The sequence below is a fragment of the Streptomyces zhihengii genome, from assembly GCF_016919245.1.
Lineage (GTDB): Bacteria > Actinomycetota > Actinomycetes > Streptomycetales > Streptomycetaceae > Streptomyces > Streptomyces zhihengii.
The window spans coordinates 884,720-902,967 of sequence record NZ_JAFEJA010000002.1; the positions used below are offsets into that span (position 1 = coordinate 884,720).

14 protein-coding genes and 1 pseudogene are annotated in these 18,248 nt (G+C 76.1%); 3 read left to right on the forward strand and 12 right to left on the reverse strand.

Annotated features, from left to right (window positions below; all coding sequences use genetic code 11):
- Window positions 1-639: 639 nt before the first annotated feature.
- From JE024_RS41340 to nagB, 8 genes are all read right to left on the reverse strand, one after another.
- Window positions 640-3,480: an eCIS core domain-containing protein gene (locus JE024_RS41340; RefSeq protein ID WP_244883286.1), complete on the reverse strand. Its 2,841-nt coding sequence runs from the start codon at window positions 3,478-3,480 to the stop codon at window positions 640-642.
- Window positions 3,477-3,773: a hypothetical protein gene (locus JE024_RS31620; protein ID WP_205377320.1), complete on the reverse strand. Its 297-nt coding sequence runs from the start codon at window positions 3,771-3,773 to the stop codon at window positions 3,477-3,479. Before JE024_RS31620 ends, JE024_RS41340 begins: the two co-directional genes overlap by 4 nt.
- Window positions 3,764-6,019, reverse strand: coding sequence for an ATP-binding protein (locus tag JE024_RS31625; RefSeq protein WP_244883287.1), 2,256 nt, complete (start codon window positions 6,017-6,019; stop codon window positions 3,764-3,766). Before JE024_RS31625 ends, JE024_RS31620 begins: the two co-directional genes overlap by 10 nt.
- Before the next feature lie 31 nt (window positions 6,020-6,050).
- Window positions 6,051-6,860, reverse strand: coding sequence for a Pvc16 family protein (locus tag JE024_RS31630; RefSeq protein WP_205377321.1), 810 nt, complete (start codon window positions 6,858-6,860; stop codon window positions 6,051-6,053).
- Window positions 6,861-7,572: 712 nt separating this feature from the next.
- The gene (locus JE024_RS31635; RefSeq protein ID WP_205377322.1) at window positions 7,573-8,319 is read right to left on the reverse strand and encodes a T4 family baseplate hub assembly chaperone; all 747 of its coding nucleotides are present in this window, start codon (window positions 8,317-8,319) and stop codon (window positions 7,573-7,575) included.
- Window positions 8,320-8,347: 28 nt separating this feature from the next.
- Entirely contained in the window at window positions 8,348-8,872 is a 525-nt protein-coding gene (locus tag JE024_RS31640; RefSeq protein WP_205377323.1) for a phage tail protein, read from the reverse strand.
- 35 nt (window positions 8,873-8,907) lie between these two features.
- Window positions 8,908-10,758, reverse strand: a complete 1,851-nt coding sequence (locus JE024_RS31645) for a phage tail sheath family protein (protein WP_205377324.1) — start codon at window positions 10,756-10,758, stop codon at window positions 8,908-8,910.
- An 819-nt stretch (window positions 10,759-11,577) separates the two neighbouring features.
- Entirely contained in the window at window positions 11,578-12,363 is a 786-nt protein-coding gene (gene nagB / locus JE024_RS31650; protein ID WP_205377325.1) for a glucosamine-6-phosphate deaminase, read from the reverse strand.
- Between the two features lie 231 nt (window positions 12,364-12,594).
- Between nagB and JE024_RS31655 the strand changes: the two genes are divergently transcribed.
- Window positions 12,595-13,596 (forward strand): alpha/beta fold hydrolase, encoded by a 1,002-nt coding sequence (locus JE024_RS31655; RefSeq protein ID WP_205377326.1) that lies wholly within the window; start codon window positions 12,595-12,597, stop codon window positions 13,594-13,596.
- Between the two features lie 21 nt (window positions 13,597-13,617).
- Here JE024_RS31655 and JE024_RS31660 read toward each other — a convergent pair whose 3' ends face one another.
- Window positions 13,618-13,833, reverse strand: coding sequence for a hypothetical protein (locus JE024_RS31660; protein ID WP_205377327.1), 216 nt, complete (start codon window positions 13,831-13,833; stop codon window positions 13,618-13,620).
- A 377-nt stretch (window positions 13,834-14,210) separates the two neighbouring features.
- Here JE024_RS31660 and JE024_RS31665 point away from each other — a divergent pair, with 377 nt between their 5' ends.
- Both JE024_RS31665 and JE024_RS31670 read left to right on the forward strand, forming a co-directional pair.
- Window positions 14,211-14,879, forward strand: coding sequence for a class I SAM-dependent methyltransferase (locus JE024_RS31665; protein WP_205377328.1), 669 nt, complete (start codon window positions 14,211-14,213; stop codon window positions 14,877-14,879).
- Window positions 14,880-15,080: 201 nt separating this feature from the next.
- Complete coding sequence (locus tag JE024_RS31670; RefSeq protein ID WP_205377329.1) at window positions 15,081-16,355, forward strand: M48 family metallopeptidase; 1,275 nt, start codon at window positions 15,081-15,083, stop codon at window positions 16,353-16,355.
- Window positions 16,356-16,506: 151 nt separating this feature from the next.
- On the opposite strand, the pseudogene JE024_RS31675 reads toward JE024_RS31670, so the two are convergent.
- The 3 genes and pseudogenes from JE024_RS31675 to JE024_RS31685 form a co-directional block, all read right to left on the reverse strand.
- Window positions 16,507-17,129 (reverse strand): annotated as a pseudogene (locus tag JE024_RS31675) (class F sortase).
- A 13-nt stretch (window positions 17,130-17,142) separates the two neighbouring features.
- The gene (locus tag JE024_RS31680) at window positions 17,143-17,727 is read right to left on the reverse strand and encodes a hypothetical protein (RefSeq protein ID WP_205377330.1); all 585 of its coding nucleotides are present in this window, start codon (window positions 17,725-17,727) and stop codon (window positions 17,143-17,145) included.
- 141 nt (window positions 17,728-17,868) lie between these two features.
- Window positions 17,869-18,219, reverse strand: a complete 351-nt coding sequence (locus JE024_RS31685) for an ArsR/SmtB family transcription factor (RefSeq protein ID WP_205377331.1) — start codon at window positions 18,217-18,219, stop codon at window positions 17,869-17,871.
- Window positions 18,220-18,248: the final 29 nt, after the last annotated feature.

An 18,248-nucleotide genomic window follows, 5' to 3' on the forward strand; every position in this document is an offset into this window, starting at 1 on the left:
TGCGGACCTTCTCGTGCCGTTCGGTCTTCTTGTCGCCCAGCTTGCCGAGTTCCTCGTCCTGCTCCGCTCGCCAGCCGGCCCGCTGGGCGGTGACGTCCGCCATCGCGCGGTCGCGCTCGGCGGCCTGGCCGGCGGTGTTGGACGCGACCTCCGCGTCCACCTTCTGCCGGTGCTTCTCCTGCGAGGTGCGGAAGTCGGTGTCCTTCTTCTGCCGGCCCTCGGACATCTGCTTGCGGCCCTCGCCGAACGCCGCCTGGAACTGGGGCCCGCGCTCGTGCTCGGCGACCTCCGACGCCGCCTCCGGCGGCACGGCCCCGGTCGCGGCGCCGCCGGCCCGCGGCCCGCCGGCGCCGCCCTGCCCGCCCGGGACCTTCGCGGCCATCCGCTCCTTGGGGGCGTCCGGGTAGACCTGGTCCTCACCCATCGGACGGCCCGCGTCGTCCCGGCCGGTGGCGACGGTCTCCTGCCCCTTGGTGTCGACGGCCGAGCCCTGCTCGCCCGCCGTCCGCTCGGCGGCGCCCTGCATCTCGACGCCCGGCGCGTTGCCCGCCTGGGCCTGTGCCAGGGCCTCGTCCTTGGTGGGCAGCCCGGCGAACTTGGCCGCCAGTTCGGAGGCGTCGACCTCGAAGCCCACCCAGCTCAGCACCTTGCCGATGCCGAAGCCGAGGGCCATCTTGAAGGTGTCCCAGCCGCCGGGCTCCTCCGCCTTCTCCGCCTCGATCTGCCCCTCGGGCGCCTTCGCCCCGGTGACCTCGGCGTCCTCCTGCCGGGGCGCCTCCGACTTCGCCGCCGGGTCCTGCGCGTACGCGGCGGGGGCGTCGGCGCGCGGCTTGCCCCGCAGTGTCCGGGGCGCTCCCGCCGGACGCTCCATCGACGGCGGGGCCGCCGCCAGCGACGAGTGCTCCTCGCCGACCGTGCGATCGACGGAGCCGCCGACGCCGCCCATGGCTTCGAGCGCCTTGTGGGGCTTGAGCCTCGAGGCCGTGGCGAGGCCGGCCTCGGGAGCGACGGCCGAGAGGTCGGGCGCCGGGCCCGGGTCCTTCCCGCCCTTGGCGGGCGAGGCGGCGCCCCCGCCCCCGCCACCGCGCCCTCCGCCGCGCGACCCCCTGGCGGCGGGCGCGGCCCTGCGGGCGGGCGCGGCACCCGACTTCGCGGGGCCGGCGCCCTTCGGGGCGGGCGCGGCGGCGGGCGCCGGTGCCTCGGGTGCGCGCGGGGCGGGCGCCTTCGCGCCGCCTCCGGCGGACGGCGCGGGCCGGTCCTCCGTACGCGAACCGCCGCCCGTGACATGGGAGTCGCGGGCCGGGGACGGCGACGCGGGCGCCGTCGCCCCGGCCTGCTGCGGCTCCGGGCCGCGGCAGGCTCCGCCGGGGCGGGCTTCGCCGGTGCGGCGGGCGCCGAGGCCCGCTCCGCTCCGGCGCCGTCAGCGGCGACGCCGGTGCCCTTCTGCTGTTCGGCGGCGGCCTGCCCCTCGTCGCTGCCGGGCGCGGACCCGCCCCGCGACTCCTGGACCGCGGTCTGCGCCGCCACCGGACCGGCCTTCGGGTCCGTGCCGCTCGCCGGGTCCTTCGACGCCGAGCCCGGCGCGGGCGGCGCGGTCGCACGCTCCGGGCCGGTGTCCGCGCCGGCGCCGCCCGGTCCGGCGTCCGCCGTCCCGCCGCCGCCCCGCCCGGGGGCGGTGGCACCGGCGGCCTCCGCCGGCTTCCCGGGCCCGGCGGGCTCGGCGGCGCGTCCGTCCTCCTGCGGCTCCGCCTCGCGGGCGGCGTCGGCGGCGTCCTCGGCGTCCCGTTCGGCCTGCACCTTGTCCGCCCTGGTCGGCGGGGGAGCGGGGAAGGCCGGGGCGGCGGGAGCGGCGGAGGAGGAGGGATCGAGGCGCTCGGCGGTGGGGACCGCCGAGACATCGGGGTCCTGTTGCGGCAGGAAGTCGTCCGGCTGGAGGGCGACGTCCCAGGCGCTCCGCTCCCCGCCGCCCGCGTCGACCTCCGAGGTGCTGTCGGAGGGCTCCTCCCCGTCCTTCTCCTCGGGGCCCTCCGTGTCCTGGGTGCGGGCGCCGTCCAGGCGGCTGGTCCGGCCGGGCTCCTGCGTCCCGCGGCCGGGCGCCGCCGGGCCGGCCGGCTTCTCCTGCCCGGCCCTGTCCCCGGGCTGCGGCCGCTCGCCCGCCACCAGTGCGTCGACCGCGCCCGGGCGGTTGCGGGCGGCCGACTCCTCCTTGCTCGCGGCGGGGGCCCGGCTCGCCCCGCCGTCCGGCGCGGCCTCCGTCCCCTTCCCGCCGCCCGGCGCCGTCCCCGCGCCGCCGTCCTGCCCCGGCCCGGCCTGCTGCCCCGGGCCGCCTCCCGACGCCTGCTCGCCCTCGTCCGTCCGCTGCCCGGCGCCCGCCGCGGGGACGGGGGCCTGCCCGGGCTCGCGATCCGCCCCGTCGGCCCTGTCCGCCCCGTCGGCCCGCTCCGCCGGCCCGGGGGCCGTTTCGCCGCCCGGCTGCCGCCCGGGGCCGTCGCCCGAGGGGTCGTCCCACTCCCCGTCCTCCCGGGTGCCGTCCCCGGCCCCGTCCCGCCGGCCCGGTGCGGTCTCCGGGGCGGTGCTCGGCCCGGTCCGCTGCTCGCGGTCCCGTTCGTCCTGCGCGCGCCGCCGTTCGGTCTCCCGCGCGTACTCCACCTCGTCGAACAGGTCGTTCTCCACCGGCGGGGCGGCGAGCGGCTCCGGATCCAGGGCGTCGGCGGCCTCGGCCTCCTCGACGAGGTCGAGCAGCCGCTCGTGCTCCGACGTCAGCAGCCGCGACTCCAGCCGCGCGAGCACGTCCTCCAGCAACTCGTCCGGCAGGCGCACCAGTTGACGGCGGGTGCGCTGCGAGCGGTCCTCGGGGTCGCCGCGCAGGGAACGGGCCACCGAGGCCGCGAGCCGGTCCACGAGGGTCGCCGGGTCGATCCGCTCCATCCGTGTGCGGTCCGCGTCCACCGTGGCGTACCGCAGCCAGCCCGGTGTCGCCGCACGGCCCTCCTCGACCGCCTCCGCCGCCTGCCCGTCGCCGTCCCGCACGAAGTCCCGGGCCGCGGCCTCCGCCTCGCGCTCCACCGCCTGCTGGGGCAGGCTCACCGCGCCCAGGTCCCGGCCCGCGCGCAGCGCGCCGAGCCCGTCCTGGTTCTGGACGGTGTGCAGCAGCTCGTGGGCGAGCAGCCGCCGGCCCTCGGCCGTGCCGGGGACGTACGCGCCGTCGCGGAAGAACACGTCCTGGCCGACGGCCACCGCGTCCGCGCCCAGCAGACCGGTGAGCGCGTCGGCGTCCCGGTCGGTGTGCAGCCGCACCCGGCCGAGGTCGTGGCCGAGGGCCTCCTCCAGCTCCCGGCGCACGCTCGCGTCCAGCGGCTGCCCGGCGCCGCTGACGATCTGCTTCGGCTCCGGAGCGCGGGAGGCGGCACGGTCCTTGCGGCGGCGCCGCTTGCCGGACTGCTCGGTCCGGGCGTCCTGCCCGTGGGACGGCGCGCTCACCGGACCTCCCCCCTGCCCGACAGACCCGCGTGCACGGCCCGCGCGATCTCCTGGCCGAGGCGGCGCGCGGAGGCGTCCGCGGGCAGCGGCGGGAGCCCCGCCAGGGCGTCGAGCGCCCGTCCGCCGTCCGCCGCCAGCGGCACCCCGTGCTCCCGCACCAGACGGGTCAGCTCCGCCTGGAAGGAGGCCGAGACCCGGGCCGCGTCGATGTCCCGGCCGAAGCCGTCGAGCACCAGCTCGCCGATGTCCACGCGCACCGACGGCTCGTCGGGCGCCGTCCCGTTCACACCCATCCGTGGACCTCCGACGGTGTGAGGGAGCGGTCCAGCTTCTGGTACTCGGTGCGCGCCGCCGCCAGCATGTGGCGCATCCGGAGGAGGTCGCCCTCCTCCGCGGCGAGGAACGCCCCCGACAGCGCGATGTTGCGGATGGAGCCGCCCGCCACGGTGAGCCGTGCGAGCAGCGCGGGGTCGATCCCCTTGGCCGGGGCCCGCGCCGGGAGCACCCGGCGCCAGATCTCGGCGCGCTCGCTCTCGCCGGGGAACGGGAAGTCGACGACGAAACGGATCCGCCGCATGAACGCGGTGTCCAGGGCCTGCTTCATGTTGGTGGTGAGGATCGCCAGGCCGCGGTAGGCCTCCATCCGCATCAGCAGATAGCTCACTTCGAGGTTGGCGTAGCGGTCGTGGCTGTCCTTGACCTCGCTGCGCTTGCCGAAGAGGGCGTCGGCCTCGTCGAACAGCAGCAGCGCGCCGCCGCGTTCGGCCGCGTCGAAGACCTTGCGCAGGTTCTTCTCCGTCTCGCCGATGTACTTGCTGACCACCTGGGACAGATCGACGACGAACAGGTCGAGGCCGAGCTCGCGGGCCATCACCTCGGCGGCCAGCGTCTTGCCCGTGCCGGAGCCGCCCGCGAAGAGCGCGGTGACGCCCAGACCGCGGCGCAGCGTGTCGGCGAAACCCCAGTCCTGGTAGACGACCGGCCGCTGCCGCACATGCGCGACGATCTCCCGCAGCACCCTCGCCTGCCGCTCCGCCAGCACCAGATCGCGCCAGCCGGCGCGCGGTTCGATCCGGCGGCCGAGGCCGTCCATGCCCATCCGCGCCTCGGTGAGACCGGCGCGCCAGGCCAGCGCCGGCGCGTCGGCTTCCTCCTCCGGCAGGTCGCGCCGGACCGCGGCGCCCGCCGCGCGCACCAGGTGCGGCGGCAGGGAGAACTGCTCGACGAGGTCGCGCAGATCGGCCTCCGACACCTCCGGCACCCCGGCGAAGGCGTCCGTCCACACGTCGAGCTGCTCGTCCGCGTCGAGCGGCGGCACGACGACCCGTTCGCCGCGCGGGCGGGCGGTCGCCCGGGGGTCGGGGCCGGAGACGACCAGCGGGACGGCCGCGCTCTCCAGGAACGCGTCGGTGGCGGCGGCCTGTTCGCGGTCCAGGTCACCGGTCTCGACCAGGAGCGCGGCGGGCAGCAGGATCGCCTCGCGCTGCCACAACCGCGCCAGGCGGTCGCGTTCGGCCGGGGCCGTCGGGATGTCCTCGGCGGCCATCTCGTACAGCCCGAGCCCGAGCCGCCGTGCGGCCGCCGCGGCGATGTCCGCGCGGGTGCGCAGGTCCCCGCCGGACAGCTCGACCCGGCGCGAGGGCCCCGTCCAGCCGGCCGTCAGGCGTTCGGCCGCCCTGTCGTACGACGGGGGCAGCCGGTCCGGGACCGGGACGCGGCGCAGCATTCCGTGCAGACGCGCGTCGAGGTAGGGCGAGGAGAGCAGGAAGTGCAGGATCCGCTCGTCGAGCCGCAGGCGGGAGGTCGTCAGCCGGGTCTCGTCGTCCAGCTCGACGATCCGCCAGCGCCGCAGCGGTGCGACCGGCGTGAGCGCGCTCCAGTGCGGCTCGTCGAGGACGGCCAGGGCCAGCGAGAACGTGGGGTGGGCGCGCTCCGGGTCCCCGCAGGCGGCCGCGCAGCGGGCCGCCGTGGTGGGCTCCAGCTCGGCGGCGGCCGTGAGCAGCACGATGTCCCGCTCGAACGCGCTGAGCCCGAAGCACGCCACCAGCGCGTCCAGTGCCTCGGGGACCGCGGGAGCCTCTTGCCCCGCGCCCGCGCCGGCCACGGGGGCCGCCTCGCCCGCGGGGGCTTCGGCGCCCGGCGGCAGCGCCCGCGTGTCGCCGGTGCGGTCGCCGCCCGGGGCCGTGCGGTCGTCGGGCCGTGAGGCACCGGCACCCGCCGCGGGGCGCCGTCCGCCCGGTGCGTCCTCGGAGGGATCCGCACCGTGACGCCTCAGGGGTCCCCGGCTGCCGCCGCGCGGCCCGGCCGCCTCGGCGCCGGTGCCACCGGCCGGATCCGCGTCCGGGCCGGGCACCGCCGCATCGCCCGTGGGCGCCGCGGAGTCCGCGACGGCGCCCCGTCGGTCCGTGGCGGGCGGGGAGCCGGGGTGCGGGGTGCGGCGGGCGTGGGTGTCGAGGCGGGACAGGACGTCCCGGATCGCCGACGCCAGCGCGTGGGCGCCTGCCCCGGCCGGAGCCCCCGGGCCCTCGTGTGCGCGCATGTGGTCACCCGCCCCCGTCGTCGTCACCGGCTCAGCTCTTCCCGTCCGGCTTGGGCGCCTTGGCCCCGGCCGCCTTGCGTGCCCGGCCCGTCGGCGCGGTCCGCTTCGCGGGGGTGCGCCGGGTGCCCGGCTCCGCCGGTGCGGCGGGCGGCGCGGAGTCGGCGCCCGCGGTGTCACCGGCGGCCGGCACGGCGGCCGGCGGCTCCGTGCCCGGCGGCACGGGGGCGCCGGGCGTTCCGAAGGGCAGCACCCGCACCGTGCGTTCCCGCACCGGCTCCGCCGGGACGGGCTCCTCCCGGCCCTCGATCAGCACCAGCGACGCCTGGTAGACCACCGAGAGGGAGTACGGCGTCTGGTGGAGCATCCCCCACAGCTTCGAGGTCTCGTCGACGTCCATCACCGTCGGCGTGAAGCGCACCCGCTGCGCCGACTCGGCGAGGTCGCTGCCCGCCAGGGGCGGCCGCTCGGCGGCCAGTTCGACGAGCTCGCGCGGCAGGACCGGGATCTCGTGGAGCGTGCGGACCACACAGCCGATGAGCCGCTGCCCGACGAGTTCGGTCTCCTCCCCGTAGGCGCTGATCAGGTAGTGGAGGTCGAGCGCCGCCGCCGGGCGCCGGCGCAGGCTGCCGTCCGGGGCACGGGTCGGCAGATCGGCCCCGCGCATCGAGGCGTTGGGCGTCACCTGGTAGAGGAACACCGTGATCGTCGGTTCCGCGGGCGGCTCGTTCGGCGGCTTGCGGGTCTCGACCTTGACCGCGATGTCCATCTCGGGGCCCAGGTTGCTCTCGATCAGCAGGGCGAGGGCCTGCGTCACCGTGGCGAGCGCAAGTGCGTTGCTCATCCGTTCAGTCCCTCTTCCCGCCGCGTGACAGATAGTCGTCCAAGGTCATGACCGGCCCCGCCCGCCCGGCGCGGGGGGCGCTCCGCGCGGGCCCGGCACCCGGCGGGGGAGCCGCGCTGACCTCCAGCCGACCGATCTGCACGTGCACCACCCGCTCGGCCGGCCGCCCCGCCCCCGCCGTCCGCCCGCGGCGCCCCGCCCCGTGCCGCGTGCCGCCGCCGCGTCCGCACCGACCCGCGCGGCCGGTACGGCCACCGCTGCGGGGGCGACGAGCGGCCGCGGCGGGGCCGCCGCCGGAACCGGCGCGGCCGGGGCCCCGCCGCCGTCCCGCCCGGGGCGTGCCGCTGCCGCCGGCGGTGCCGCCCGGGGCGCCGCCTGCGGCACCGGCCGGGCGTCGGCCGCCGGACGCAACAGGCCCTGCACGGGCGGCGGTCCGGCCACTGGCGCCGGGCGGTCGCCGGCCACGGACTCGGTACGCACCACCGTGCGGTGCTCGCTGCGGACCTCGTGGCGCGGACCTGCCGCCGGGGCCGCCCGGACCTCGGACGCGGGCACGGCGGCGAACGGCGCGGGCGGCTCGTCCGGTCCGTCCGGGCCGTGCCGCAGCGCGTCGACGCGCTCGAACGGACCGGGCAGCCGGGGCCGCACCCTGGCCGGCGGCCCGGCCCCGGGGCCCGCCGGCGTGTGCCGGGCGAGCAGCCGGTCGAAGTGGTCAGACATCAGCGCACAGCTCCAGGTAGTAGCGGCGCCGCGTCGGGCTGAGCGCCAGGATCTCCGGCTCGCTCCACCCGTAGGCGGAGGCGAGCAGATGGACGTCGAGGAGCAGGTCCCGTGCCCAGGTGTCCAGTTCGGTCCACAGGTAGGAGGTGATGTCCAGCTCGGCCGGGGTGGCCTCGCCGCACTCGGGACAGGCGATGCTGAGCGTCACGTCGGCCACCGGGTCGGCCTCGGCGGCCGCCTCGGCGATCCGGCGCTCCACCCCTGCGGGCAGCACGGAGGCGAGGTCCGGTGCCGGGACCTCCTCGCCGCCGCGCAGCGCCCGTACGGTGCAGGAGGCCACCAGCCGCCGCCGTGCCTCGGCCGGGTCCCCCGCCGAGGCGGCGGCTTCGAGCGCGGCGACGGTCGGGAGGGCGAACTCGACCTCCCAGCCGTCCTCCGCCACCCGCAGCGGCCCGGGCGGCGGATCCGGCCGGGCGCCGAGCACACCGGCGTCCAGGTCGAACTCCATCTCCTCGTCGCACGCCCCGCAGGCGACCCGCACCTGCATCCGGTCGCCGAACAGCGCCCGGCGCAGCGCGAAGAGATCGGCCTCCCGCTCGCCGACCGGCACCGCCAGCAGCTCGCCCGTGTCCGCGCCCGGCCGGGCGGCCAGGTGCAGCAGCAGCGAGCGGTCGGCCGCCCGGCCCGTCAGCCCGGCTTCCCAGGTGGCCAGCAGCGCCGCCGGGTCCGTCGCCCTCATGCCCCGGTCCTCCGCGCCCGTGCGGTGCTCAGGCCGGGTGGGTGAAGGACGGCTCGGCGGGCTCCGGCACCTCGTAGTCCCGCTCCCAGCCCTCGCACTCCAGCTTGACGCTCTGGATGGCGACGGCGTTGGCGTTGGCGTCGAGCTCGCCGAGGACCTGGTACTCGCTCACCCAGGCCCGGTAGAGCTTGTGGGAGACGGCGACCTGCCCGGCCTCGTTGAGGACCTGGATGATGATGTCCTTGCGGAAGTCCCGCAGCGACACCTCGGCGCCCAGCCCCGCGCCGACCTGCCAGACCTTGTTGGCCCAGCGGTCGAATTCGGGGTCGTGGGTGACGCCGCGTTCCAGGGTGATGCCCTCGAACTCCGACCGGCCCGGTGATTTGCGCGGCGAGCTGGGATCGCCGCCGTGCCGGTGCTTGACGACTTCGGTGGTCCGCTTGAGCGGACTGATCTTGCTGATGCCCGCGACCGTTCGACCGTCCCACAGGACCAGGAACTTGAAATTCTTGTAGGGGTCGAAACGATGGGCGTTTACCTGGAACTCAGCCATCGGTTTCCTCAGTGATCCTTTTCTCGGGCGCGGGACTACGACAGGTCGAAACGGCCGGCCATCTGCTGAATCCTGACGATCACGAACTCGGCGGGGCGTACGGGCGCGATGCCGATCACCACGTTCACGACGCCGCGCTCGATGTCGGCGTCGGTCGTGGTGTCCTTGTCGCACTTCACGAAGTACGCCTCGCGCGGCGTGGCCCCCTTGAAGGCGCCCTGCCGGAACAGGTCGTTGAGATACGCGGAGGCCTTCAGCCGGATCTGCTGCCACAACTGCTCGTCGTTCGGCTCGAAGACGACCCACTGGAGGCCGCGGTAGAGGCTCTCCTCGACGTGCAGCGCCAGCCGTCGCACCGGCACGTACGCCCACTCGCCGCCCAGCGCGTCGGCGCCCGCCATCGTCCGCGCGCCCCACACCAGCGGACCGACGACGGGGAAGGTCCGCAGGCAGTTGACGCCCAGCGGGTTCAGCAGCCCGTTGTCGCGGTCGGTGAGGCGGACGGAGAGCGAGCGGACGCCGAGCAGCCTGGCCTCGGTGCCCGCGGGCGCCTTCCAGACGCCGCGTTCGCCGTCCGTGCGGGCGATGACGCCCGCGAGGGTGCCGGAGGGCGGGAAGGAGCGGAGCCGGCCCGTCAGCGGGTCGGTGAGCTGGAGCTGGGGGAAGTACAGGCCGGCGTGGTCGCTGCGGACCGTGTCGAAGGCGCCGATCCCCGCGCGCGCCGCGTCGACGCTGCCCCATGCCGAGGGCGCGTCCACCAGCAGGAAGATCCGCCGCTCCCGGCACAGTTGCGCGGCCGCGGAGATCACGGTGACCATGTCCTCGGTCGACTCGTAGGCCGCGAGCTCGGGCAGGGCCAGCAGGTTGACGTCGTCGACGTCGCGCAGGGCCTGGACGCCCGTCTTGTCGGCCTCGCTGCCGATCAGGTCGCGCGGCCCGGGCGGATCGCCGTCCTTGCCGCCGGCCAGGGCGAACACCGGCGGGTTGACGGACGCCTCCAGACCGAGGTCGTTGGCGCACTCGCCGACGAAGCGCACCACGTCGTCGGGGTCGAGGGAGCCGGCGACGACCTGGAGGCGCCGGCCGAAGGAGGAGACCTCCGCCCCGGCGAAGGCGTGCTTGCCGGGCGCGTCGGGCAGGGCCCGCAGCTTCCGCTCCAGCAGCAGCGCCAGCTCGGTGACGTCGGCGGGCGCCGTGCCGTCGCGGTCGGGCTCGTAGAGGGTGAACTCCCGCTCCACGTCGCCGATCTTGACCTTCAGCTCCACCTCGAGGTCCGGGAGCCGCTCGGCGAACGGCTTGGACACCGTCCCCGAAGGGTCGGGCCGGTCCTCGTCCAGCACCTTCACGCGCACCAGCGCCGAGCCGTCGTTGACCACGGTCTCGGCGAAGCGGTCGTGGCCGGCGTCCATGGACAGGCCGCCGAAGGTCTCCCGGGCCTCGCCGCGGGAGTCCAGGACGTGCAGGTTGAAGGTCTTGTCGGGGGTGCGGGTGTCGTGGTCGACGGCGACCCGCAGCCCGCTGCCCCAGAGTCCGGGCTCCCTGGCATGGACCTCCAGCACCGGGCACTCGCTGCGGCCCTCGGTGGATTCAAGGGTGACACAGGCCTCCTCGCCGGAGCCGGCCCTGGCGGCACGGACCACGACCGCGACGGTGCCGCCGTTGCCGAAGAACTGGTGCACCGCGTAGGCGACGGCGCTCCGGGCGGTGAGCCCGCCGAAGCGGCGCTCGAAGTCGGCCCAGCTGGTGACGCGCACCGGCCGGCCCAGCGGGCCCCGGCGGGTGTGGCCCACGAACGCGGTCACCGACGTGGTGACCGAGGCGATGGTGCGGACGCTGCTCGGAAGTTCCTCGATGTATACGCCGGGATAGCCCGTGTGCGTCGGCATTCCCCCTCCATTCCCTTCGCGCACCAAGAGATGAGGAGGGGAGGTGAAGGAAAAGGGGCGTGCGTCATCGGACGCGCGGACCCGCTCTTCATTTTTTCCCCCGTCGCACACCCCGTGCGATATCGGTCTCGCAGGGCCATTCGCCGCGCAAGCGCTTGTGGCTCCTGATGCATGAGTGCCTCTGCGAGTCTCGTCCGCGTCTCAAGGAATGGTCAAGGCACCTATTCGGTCATCCCCTGCCGTGCGCCGGCGAAAGATCTGTTCGGTTAATCGTTCTGGTCAGCGCGATACCGGTGATGAGATATGAAGAACGATTCACGTCCGCTTCACACAATCGCGTCCGCCGAGGCGCCGTTTCGGTCGTTCGGAAAGTGCTCCGGCGCGCCGCCTTGTATCCCTTTTCTGGCGCAATGTGCGGGTGTCCGCCGCGATTTCTCCGGGCGGGTGGCCCGCTGTGTCCGTCCCCGCCCGTCCTGTGCGCCGGTGGCGGGCCGTCCGGTGCCGCGCCGCGGATGTCCGCATCACGCCCAACCCGGGGGCGCGCGGACGGCGGCGGCCGCATCCCGGTGTGCGCGGGGCGCACCGGGTGCGCCGTGTCCGGAATCCGATCGCGCGATCCCGAAACGTCGCGGGAGCGGTAGGGAGCGGTAGGAAGCGGTCGGGGGTGGCGGCGGGGGTGTCGGGGGTGTCGGCCCGGCCTCCCGCGCGGCGGGGGTGCGAGCGCCGCGCGGGTCGTCGGGCCGCGTCGGGGCGCGCGGAACGCGGAGCGGGCGGCGGCCGTCACCGGCCGCCGCCCGCTCCGCGTGTGAAGCGCCGTGCTCAGATGCCCTGCCAGGAGGGCTTCGCCGCGTACGTCGCGCGGAAGTAGTCCGCCAGCTTCAGGCTGGAGGCCGCGGCCTCGTCGACGACCACGGTCGCGTGCGGGTGGAGCTGGAGGGCCGACGCGGGCACCAGGGCCGACAGCGGGCCCTCGACCGCGAGGGCCACGGCGTCCGCCTTCGCCTCGCCGGTCGCCAGCAGCACCACGTGGCGCGCCTCCAGGATGGTGCCGATGCCCTGGGTGATCACGTGGTGGGGCACCTGGCCGATGTCGCCGTCGAAGAACCGGGCGTTGTCCACCCGGGTCTGCTCGGTGAGCGTCTTGATGCGGGTGCGGGAGGCGAGCGAGGAGCAGGGCTCGTTGAAGCCGATGTGTCCGTCCGTGCCGATGCCCAGGAGCTGGAGGTCGACCCCGCCCGCCTCGGTCAGCGCCCTGTCGTACGCGAGGCAGGCCGCGGCCACGTCCTCGGCCGTGCCGTCGGGCCCCAGGAACGCGTCCTCGCTCAGGCCGAGCGGCTCGACGACCTCGCGCAGCACCACGGAGCGGTACGACTCCGGGTGGCCGGCCGGCAGGCCCACGTACTCGTCGAGCTGGCAGACGCGCGCCCGCGAGGTGTCCGCCTCCCCGGCCCGGACCTTCGCCGCGAGGGCCTCGTAGACGGGCAGCGGGGTCGAACCCGTGGCGACGCCGAGCAGCGCGTCGGGCTTCTGTCGCAGCAGGCCGGCCATGGCTTCGGCGATCAGCTCGCCACCCGCGGCGGAGTCCGGAACGATGACAACTTCCACGAAGATCCCTGTCTCTGAAACGCCCAGTGGTGTAGACCAATCTACCCAATGGGGAGGCGATCTGTCTCACCCGCGCGGGCCTCTACGCACCGGTAATACGGCTTTCGCGCTCGCGCCGGGCACATGTACCCGGCGCGAAACCTGCCGGAAACCCCCCGTGCGGCCGGGGTTCCTACGCTCGGACCGGACGGCGGCCGCACCGCCGCGCCCTCATCCGGCAGGAGGCCGCCGATGCTCCCGCCCCGGACCGCGCCGCCGCGAGAGGCCCGGCTGCGCCCGGTCGCCGCGACCGATGTGCGGCTGTGCCACCGCACCGTCCACGGCTACCGCAGGGCCTACCGGATCGCCGGGGAGGGGCCGGCGCTCCTGCTGATCCACGGCATCGGCGACTCCTCCGCCACCTGGTCCGACCTCATCCCCGCCCTCGCGCGCCACCACACCGTGATCGCGCCCGACCTGCTCGGCCACGGCGGGTCCGACCGTCCCCGCGCCGACTACTCCGTCGCCGCCTACGCCAACGGCATGCGGGACCTCCTCGGCGTCCTCGGCATCGACCGGGTGACCCTGGTCGGCCACTCGCTCGGCGGCGGCGTCGCCATGCAGTTCGCCTACCAGTTCCCCGAACGCACCGAACGCCTGGTGCTGGTGGGAACCGGGGGAGTGGGCCGCGCGGTCAACCCCGTGCTGCGCGCCGTGTCCCTGCCGGGGGCCGACCTCCTGCTCGCCGCGCTGCGGCTGCCGGGCATGCGGCTGTCCGCCCGGCTGTGCACCGCGCTGCTGCGGGGGCTCGACACCGGACTCGGCCTGGACGCGCCCGAACTGCTCGGCCTGATCGACGCCTTGCCCGACGCCACCGCCCGCAGCGCGTTCATCCGCACCCTGCGCGCCGTCGTGGACTGGCGCGGACAGGTGGTGACCATGCTCGACCGCTGCTACCTGACCGAGGGCATGCCGGTGATGCTCGTCTGGGGCGCCCGCGACGCCGTGGTCCCCGCCGACCAGGCACACCTCGCGCATCTCGCGATGCCCGGCAGCCGCCTGGAGATCTTCGAGGACGCCGGACACTTCCCCTTCCACACCGACCCGGCCCGATTCCTCGCCCTGATCGAGGACTTCGTCGCCGGCACACCGCCCGCCCGGTGGGACGGCGAACGCTGGCGCGACCTGCTCAGGACGTCCGGCCGGGACACCGGTGCGCGGCTGCGGGACGCCAGCGAACGCAGCGCGACCTGACCGCCGCCGCGCCGCACCGGCTCAGAACAGCGCCAACTGGCCGGGGAGCACCGGCACCACGCTGCCGTCGAGCGACGGCTGGAGCGCCGGGTCGAGCGGCGCTAGGCGGCGCGAACCGGGGCACGACACCAGCTCGGACCCCGACCGGGTGTCGGCCGGATCATGACGCGCCCAGCGGCCCGCGACCACGGCGATCCGGCGGCGGCACACGGGGCACAGACGGCGTGGAGCAGACATGCGCCCAGTCTGCCAGCCGCCACCGACAACGCCGGTACCGTGCCCGGGCGCCGGCACGCCCGTACCGTGCTCTGCCACCGGCAACGCCGGCACGGTGCCCCGGCGCCGGCACGCCCGTACCATGCTCTGCCACCGGCAACGCCGGCACGGTGCCCCGGCGCCGGCACGCCCGTACCATGCTCTGCCACCGGCAGCGCCGGTCCGCCGCCCCGGCGCAGGCAACGCCCGGTACCGTGCCCCGGCGCCGACAGGGCCGGATGCGTGCCCCGGCGCCGGCCGCGGGCCGGAGCGGGAAGGATCCGGAGCCGGTCGCGGGCCGGAGCGGGAAGGATCCGGAGCCGGCCCCGCGCGGGCCGTGCGCGTCCTATTGTTGGCCGATGCCCGCACACCGCATCGACCGCCCGGCCGACCTCGACACCGTCCGCGACTCCTACGACCGGGTGGCCGACAACTACGCCCACATGGTGCTGACGACCGGAATCGGCGACATCCGCACCGACCCCTGGCTCAAGGCGTCGATCGACGCCTTCGCCGACACCGTGGCCGGGCTCGGTCCCGTGCTCGACGTCGGCTGCGGCCCGGGCACGGTGACCGCCTACCTCGCCGAACGCGGCCTCGACGTGTCCGGTGTCGACCTCTCGCCCCGCATGATCGACAACGCCCGCCGCCTCCACCCCGGGTGCGACTTCCGCGTGGCCTCCGCCACCGAACTCGACCTGCCGGAGGCGTCCCTGGGCGGCATCCTCGGGTGGTGGTCCCTGTTCAACCTCCCGCGCGCGGTGCTCCCCCAGGTGCTCGCCCTGTTCGCCCGCGCCCTGAAGCCGGGCGGCCACCTCATCACGGCCACCCACGTCGGCGACGAGGACGCCGTGCGCACCGAGGCGTACGGCGGCGTCCCCGTCCACTGGACGACCCACAAGTGGCGGCCGGAGCAGCTCGTCGCCCTGATCGAGCAGGCGGGCCTGACCCCGGTCGCCGAACTCCGGCTCCCCCCGACCGACTACAGCGGCCCGGGCGTGGTCGTCATGGCCCGCCGGCCGGACTGAGCCCCGGGAGCCCGCCGACGCCCGCCGACGCCTGCGGGGCGCGAGGACGGACGCGGGCGTCGCGGCCCGGCCGAGTCGGAATCCCCGTGACCTGCGGCGGAACCGTGCCGTAGTCTCGGCCGACGCTTCGCGGAGGTCGTGGACGACACCGCGGCGGATCAGCGACATGCGGTGGCGCGGACGCGCCAAGGGGTGGGGAACATGACCGATCGGATCACCGTGGCCGGGCAGGGGCAGAGATGCCCGGACTGCGGAACGTGGGCGCCCGTCGAGGCGGGCTTCGTCACATGGTGCGAAGCGTGCGGGTGGAACGTCGACCCCGGGGCCCCGGACCCGGCTCCCGGTCGCATCGAGGCGATGCGGCGGGAACTCGCGCGGCGCTACGGCGAACGCCTCGTCGCCGACCTCGGGCCCCGTCCGCATCGGGACGCCGCCAGTGTGGTCGCCTACGTCCTCGCGCTGCTGGTGCACGGCGTGACGGTGGGCCTGCTGGTGGCCGGGGTCCTCCTGGCCGTCCTCGGCTGGGGCGTGGGGCTGCTCCCCGTCGTGGGCCTGCTGCTCGTCGTCCTCGCGGTGGTGCTCAGGCCGCGCTTCGCCGCCCTTCCCGAGGATGCCGTCGTGCTGCGCAGGCCGGATGCGCCCGCGCTGTTCGCGCTGGTCGACGAGGTGGCGGCGGTGGCGGGGACGACCGGCGTGGATGCCGTCGTCGTCGACGCCGACGCCAACGCCTCGGTCGGCTCCTACGGGGTGCGGCACCGGAGGGTGCTGCACATCGGGCTGGGGGTGTGGGAGGTGCTGACCCCGCAGCAGCGCGTCGCGCTCCTCGGCCACGAGCTCGGTCACTTCGCCCACGGGGACCTCCGGCACGGCGCCGTGGTCGCGCGGGCGCTGCACTCGCTCGCGCTGTGGCACTACTTCCTGACGCCCGCCCACGACGGCGATCTGATGCAGCGGGCCACCAACTGGATGCTGGCCGGGCCGAGATGGGCGGTCCTCGGCCTGCTCCGTCTCCTCGACCTGCTGACCCTGCGTGCCGCCCAGCGCGCCGAGTACCTGGCCGACGGGACCGCGGCCCGCGCCGGATCCACGGCCGCGGCGACCGGGCTGCTGGACCGGCTGCTCATCGTCCCCTCCGTGGAACTGGCACTGCGGCGCGAGTCCGTCGTGGCGCACAGCAGGGGCGGTTCGGCGGCGCGGCGCGACGCGGCGCACGGGCTCTGGGAACGGGTGGCTGCGCGCATCGCGTCCGTGCCGGAGCGCGAGTACGAGCGGCTGCGCCGCGTGAGCGCCCTGCGCGGGCACAGCGCCGACTCGACCCATCCGCCGACTCATCTGCGACGGCAGCGGGTGGAGGCCGACGAGCAGTGGGAGGCGACGGTGCGGTGCGACGCGGAGAGGGCGGGTCTGATCGCGGCCGAACTGGCCTCGGCGCGCGAGCGCACGGCCCACCTGGTCATCCGCGACGGTGTGGCCTGACCTGCCTGACCTGCCTGACCTGCCTGACCTGCCTGACGGCCTGACGGCCTGACGGCGGCGACGGCGGCCGCGGCGGCGCAGGCCCCCGGCGGGCTCCTCGCGCCGTGGGCGGCAGCGGGGCCGGTGCCGTCCGGTCGGGGTGCGCGGCGGCTCAGCGGACCGCGACCAGGCGGCCCGAGGCGACCACGTTGCCCTGGTAGCCGTCGCGTGCTGAGTACGCGCCGCCGCAGGTGATCAGGCGGATCTCGGGCGCCGGGCCGTCCGCGTAGACGGTGTCGGCGGGGAATCCCCGCTGAGGGAAGACCTCCACCGCGTAGAGCGCGAACACCGCCGTCCGGCCGTCCTCGCGCTCGACCTCCACCCGGGTGCCGGGGCGCAGCGAGCCGAGGGGGTAGAAGACGGCGGGGCCGGCGTCGTTGTCGACATGGCCGACGACCACGGCCGTGCCGCGCTCCCCGGGCGACACGGCGCCCCGGTACCAGCCGGCGAGCCGCGCCCGTTCCGGTGGCGGGGCGGCGATCCACCCGTCGGCGTCGAGGCCGACCGGTGCGACCGGCGCGTCGACGCCGGCCGAGGCGATCACGATCCGGCTGGGCACCGCGTGCGGCAGCGGCGCGGGCGAGGTGCCGGCCGGGCGGTGGGCCCCGCGGCCGCCGGCGCGGGCTGCGGCGGACCGCCGGCGGGCAGGGCGGCGGTGCCGCCCCGGACGAGGAAGACGCCGAACAGCAGGACGCAGAGCACGGTGAACCACGCCCCGCGTCCCGTGCCGGCCACGGCGGCCCTCCCCTCAGGCCCGGCCGCCGGAGCGGCGGCGCAGCAGGAGCAGTGCGGCCCAGGCGAGTCCGGCGGCGATGACCAGGCCGCCCGCGGCCAGTCGGGCCGGGCCGAGGTCGGTGAAGCTGCCGCCGGTGCCCGCCTTGACGCCGCCGCCCGGTTTGACGTCCTCCCCGGGCTTCTCGTGCCGATCCGGGTCGTGGGCCGGCGGGCGGGTGCTCTCGCCGGGCCGCGGCGCGGGGGAGTGGTGCTGTCCCGACGAGCCGGAGACGGTGAGCCGGGCGCGTCCCGTCTCGCCCTCGCAGGTGAAGACCACCTCGTACTCGGCACCCGGTTCGGCGTCCGGGTAGAGCTCGGCCCGGCCCGGCTTCCCGCCGCTCAGGGTCACGGTGTCGAACACCGGAGCGGTCACGGTCACGGTCGCGGAGGCGCACTCGGTGGCGGTGAGCGAGACCGTGCCGCCCGGGGCGACGGAGGCGGGCGAGACGCTGTACGCGAACGACGTGATGTCGCCGTCCGGTTCGGCACGGGCCGCGGGAACCGCGCCCGCCAGGAGGGCCGGCACGAGGAGGCACAGGGAGGCGAGCCGTGGGTGCATGAGGCGTCTCCGGTTCCCGAGGCGCAGCCGCGGAGCGGTTCCACGGAGGCGACAGCGCACCTCGACGGCAACGACGCTAGGAGGGCCCCCGGGCGCCTGCCACTTCAAGGGGGCCGATGGGCCGGGGGCGCGGGCCGCCCGTCAGCCGGGCAGGTCGCGGGCGCCGAGCCGGAGATGCTCGATGTGGTAGACCGCCTCGTCGAGCAGGTGCGCCACATGGCTGTCGTAGAGGCTGTACTCGATCCGCCGGCCCTGGCGGGTGCCGGTGACCAGGCCGAGGGCGCGCAGCAGGCGCAGTTGGTGGGACACCGCGGACTGCTCCATGTCGACCGCCGCCGCCAGCTCGGTGACACCGCAGGGGCCCTGCCGCAGACGGGTGAGGATCATCAGGCGGGACGGCGTGGCCAGGGCCTGGAGGGTGGCCGCGATGGTGGCCGCGGAGTCCGCGTCGAGGTGGGCGGCCGGTGTGGTGCCGCTGACTCCGTGTCCCATGGGCCCATCGTAGTCGCGCATCCGATCGA